5 protein-coding genes are annotated in these 3,837 nt (G+C 63.6%); 4 read left to right on the plus strand and 1 reads right to left on the minus strand.

All coding sequences use genetic code 11. From position 1 onward, the window contains the following. Window positions 1-277 precede the first annotated feature (277 nt). From OXK16_10965 to OXK16_10980, 4 genes are all read left to right on the plus strand, one after another. Window positions 278-511, plus strand: a complete 234-nt coding sequence (locus OXK16_10965) for a hypothetical protein (protein MDE0376470.1) — start codon at window positions 278-280, stop codon at window positions 509-511. Window positions 512-988: 477 nt separating this feature from the next. Further along, entirely contained in the window at window positions 989-1,744 is a 756-nt protein-coding gene (locus tag OXK16_10970; GenBank protein MDE0376471.1) for an SDR family NAD(P)-dependent oxidoreductase, read from the plus strand. Between the two features lie 56 nt (window positions 1,745-1,800). After that, window positions 1,801-2,637 carry an amidohydrolase family protein gene (locus OXK16_10975; GenBank protein ID MDE0376472.1) on the plus strand — a complete coding sequence of 279 codons (837 nt, stop codon included), beginning with the start codon at window positions 1,801-1,803 and terminating at the stop codon, window positions 2,635-2,637. Beyond that, on the plus strand, window positions 2,634-3,413 hold the full coding sequence (locus OXK16_10980) for an SDR family oxidoreductase (GenBank protein ID MDE0376473.1): 780 nt from the start codon (window positions 2,634-2,636) through the stop codon (window positions 3,411-3,413). Before OXK16_10975 ends, OXK16_10980 begins: the two co-directional genes overlap by 4 nt. A 104-nt stretch (window positions 3,414-3,517) precedes the next feature. Here the strand turns inward: OXK16_10980 and OXK16_10985 are convergent. Next, window positions 3,518-3,837, minus strand: a 320-nt coding sequence (locus OXK16_10985; GenBank protein ID MDE0376474.1) for an oligopeptide ABC transporter ATP-binding protein, incomplete at its 5' end; no start/stop codon positions are given.

The following is a 3,837-nucleotide window of genomic DNA, read 5'->3' on the forward strand; positions in this document are numbered from 1 at the left end:
TGGTCGAGTTCGATTGTCGCCATACCGACTCCTTCACCCGATCAGCAACCTACCGCTGCCCGGATTATAGACCACATCAATGCCGGAACGGGGGCCGGACTCTCTTTCTCCGTAGGGACATCGGTGAGCCACCCTGGCGGGTGACGACGTGGCCTCGGGACCAACCCGCCCTCACATGCAGGCCTGTGCGTAGCCATACCGCCACGAAGTGTCCGCCATGTCGCGTAACTGCTGTTTCTATCCACAACACCACTAGTCATATCTAAGATCATTGCATATGATTGACTACACCTTAAATGAAGGGGTTGTAATGGCTGGTACAGTGACCGAGTCGCTAGTCGATGCGAAGGACGCTGCGGTAGAGGCACGGATGGAATCCAAGGTTGAGAAGGCCGTTGCCGACTTGAAGACCCATATCTCCGAGAGGCTGACCGCTCAGACTCGGTGGATCGTCGGGTGGGTGACCGTGGTTGGTGGCATTGTCATCGCCGTGGCGCTCCGAGGATTCTGACCGTGCCGTCCGCCTCACTCTAAGACCGCGTTCCATCGAGCTACGTGGCGTTAGGTGGAAACCGGCACCTTTTTCATCCCCGGTGGCTAACCCCCGAACTGGCGTCGGAGATGTCCCGCCATTGTGTTGTCGGTGAACTCGGCAGGGGCCGGCAATCACCGGGGCTCGCCCCTACCGTGCTTGATCGCCCCTGCACTGGGATCCCGAACGGGGCGCAGCACAAGATGATACGCTAACCGTACATCAGAGCTGAGAAGTGATCATCGACCTTCCACTCAGGCCCCCTTTCAAGAGCTTCCGCAACCTGAACGTCTCCGGGCGTCGTGATCGGGACCCCGATCCGGCGAACGCTCCCGGCGTGAGGCTCGACGCCCCAGCTTTCCGATCCTTCGAGGACAGGCCCGTTCCGCCGGCCCGGGGCGCCGCGCCCTCGCTGTCGCTAGACCCCCGTTCGAGGCTACGGACGAGCGGCGACAGATGACATCCGGGTCCGCTACGACCATTGTCAGCGGGGGTTCGTCGGGTATCGGGAGGGCGGTGGTGGAGGGATTGCAGGACAGAGGTCGGTCTGTCGCGATCCTCGACCTCCAGCAGCCCCCTGAAGACCAGCTTCGCGGCAACCGGGTGCTATTCGTGGAGTGCGATATCTCAGATCCAGTCGCCGTATATAGAGCGGTCGCCCACGTGAGGAGCCGAGTCGAGAGGATCGACGGTCTCGCCACATGCGCCGGGATCGGTGGAGCAGCGGCTCGGCAGGCGATCGGTGGTTCGCAATGGGACCGGGTCCGGGCAATTGTCAACGTCAACCTCCTGGGGTCCTACTGGCTGCTGGAAGCCTGCGCCGTTGCCATGGCAGAGTCGGGCGGCGGCTCGATCGTCCTCGTAGGTTCCGTACTGTCGCGAAAGGGTATGGCCGGGATGTCCGCGTACAGCGCAGCCAAGGGTGGAGTCGAAGGCTTGACGCGTTCGGCTGCAGTCGAGCTGGCCGATCGCGGCATTCGCGTCAACTGCGTGCTTCCCGGACCGATCCTGACGCCCATGTCCAGGACCGGGTTCGAAGCCGATGGGCTTTCAAAAGAGCAGTGGATCGAGCGGATGGCCGGATCGGTACCGATGAACAGGGTCGGGGTGCCCGAGGATGTCGCCGCGACGGTGTTGTTCCTGCTCGATGAAGCGTCGAGCTTCATGACGGGCGCATCCGTCATGGTGGATGGCGGCGCGAACGTAGGATGACCCGATCGGTAGAAGATGGAAATGTCGAAGCAACCAGCCGACGATAGGAGCACAGTATGAAGGTCATCGACTTCCGTGTCCGACCCAACACCACCGAGTACATGAACCTGTACACCGGACCGGGTTACGCACTGCTGTGGCGCAGATTCGGGATACCCGAGCCGGCGCCCGTGCCGCTGGAGTACTTCTCGAACGAGGCCCGACGGCAGAACATCGAGATGGGCGTGTTCACGGGACGGCGCAGCGCCTGGGCACGCCTGAGCAATGATTATGTGAGAGAGACGGCTGCGGGGACGGGGGGTCTCCTGTTCACCGCCTACGGGATCAACCCGCACTCCACAGATCGGGAGGCGGAACTTGCCGCCGCGGCCGCGGACAGCAGAAACATCGGTATCGCGCTCGATCCCCCGGGGGATCCCCTCGCCGTCCAGCCGCTCGGATGGGACGACGACACGGTCATGTTCCCCATCTTCGAGTTCGCGGCCGCCAACAAGCTCGTCGCCATCCTCACGGTCGGACCCTTCGTGGGTCAGTTCTACGGAAACCCGGGACCGTTCGAACGGATAGCCCGCACCTTCCCGGATCTGCGCCTGGTCATCGCGCACGGATGCTGGCCCCGATCGGAGGAGTTGGTGGCCACGGCCTACCGGAACGACAACATCTATCTCGAAGCCTCCATCTACGCCTTCCATCCCGGCGCCCATGTGTTCCGGGACGCAGCCGGGACGCTGATCTCCGACAAGGTGATCTACGCCAGCGCCTTCCCCTTCCAGCCCCTCGATGCATGGAAGAAGTATGTCAGTCTCGGCTGGCCTGAGGACTCGCTCCGCAAAGTCCTCTCCGGCAACGCGCGCCGCCTGATCGAATACGCAGGAGGGGAGGCATCGAAGTGATCGTCCCGGGTGGCGACGGCGTATCGATCGGGGCGGGCGATGCGCGGGTTGTCATCGTGACGGGCGCGCTCGGCGGCATGGGCACGGCGATCTGCGAGGCGTTACAGGCCGGCGGTTGGACGGTCGCCGGACTTGATCTCCCCGACGTGGTCGCTTCCCGAACCGACCATGGATTCCCCGGATTGTTGCTGGGTACCGACGTAACGTCCGTCGGCGATCTCGAGTCGTCTTTCGACGAGGTAACCCGGTTGGCAGCCACTCCGACCGCGCTCGTCAACTGTGCCGGCGTGGGGGCCCCCGATCCGCTTGTCGACATGTCGTTCGATCGCGTGCGCTGGGTCATCGAGGTGAACCTGATAGCTGCGATAGCCGCCATGATCCTGTTCGCAAGACACTGGGTCGCCGGCGAGAGCCAGCGCCCGGATAACGTCTCAGGCGCGATCGTCAACATCTCCAGCCTGGCGGCGTACGGATCCAACCCCGGCCAGTCAGCATACGTGTCATCCAAGGCGGGGCTGATTGGCGCCACGCGGGTCGCGGCCAACGAACTCGGACCGCTCGGAGTGAGGGTCAACGCCATCCTTCCTTCGTTCACCGGGACACCGCTCACCGCGGGCACCACCGACGAAGTCCGAGCCACCTACCTGTCCCGGACCCCTCTGGGGAGGTTCCCGGACCTCCATGAGATGGCTGCGACCGTCACCTGGCTCCTGTCGCCGGATGCGAGCTACGTGTCGGGAGCGGAACTCAGGGTCACGGGCGGGCGCTTGTTCTGAGGTGTTCCCTTTACAGCCCAAAGAGTTGCCGGCGGTCAGTGGGCAGTGGGCAGTGGGCAGTGGGCAGTGGGCAGTGGTAATCCAACATAACTCGCAACTAGGAACTAGTGCAGCGCCGACTCGGCCTTCCAGCACCGTGCCGATCTTCCATCCGACGCCACGAGATGCTGGGGTTCCGAGCACCGGTCTTCGGCGAGCGGGCAGCGGGGGGCGAGGCGACAGCCTGTAGGTACGGCAGAAGCATCCCGCACGTCGACCGCGAGTTCGAGAGGGTCCGGGGGATCCGGCAAGCTACTGGCCGTGAGCAGCGCCCGTGTGTAGGGATGGGCGGGTCGGGCCACGATATCGGAGGCAGTCCCTTCCTCGACTATCTGGCCCAGGTAGATCACCAGGATGCGGTCTGCGACGTAGGAGATGACATCGA

It is taken from the genome of bacterium, assembly GCA_028821235.1.
Lineage (GTDB): Bacteria > Actinomycetota > Acidimicrobiia > Spongiisociales > Spongiisociaceae > Spongiisocius.

Coding starts and splice junctions, on each gene's coding strand:
- OXK16_10965 (MDE0376470.1), top strand. CDS start 278: ATGATTGACTACACCTTAAATGAAGGGGTTGTAATGGCTGGTACAGTG.
- OXK16_10970 (MDE0376471.1), top strand. CDS start 989: ATGACATCCGGGTCCGCTACGACCATTGTCAGCGGGGGTTCGTCGGGT.
- OXK16_10975 (MDE0376472.1), top strand. CDS start 1,801: ATGAAGGTCATCGACTTCCGTGTCCGACCCAACACCACCGAGTACATG.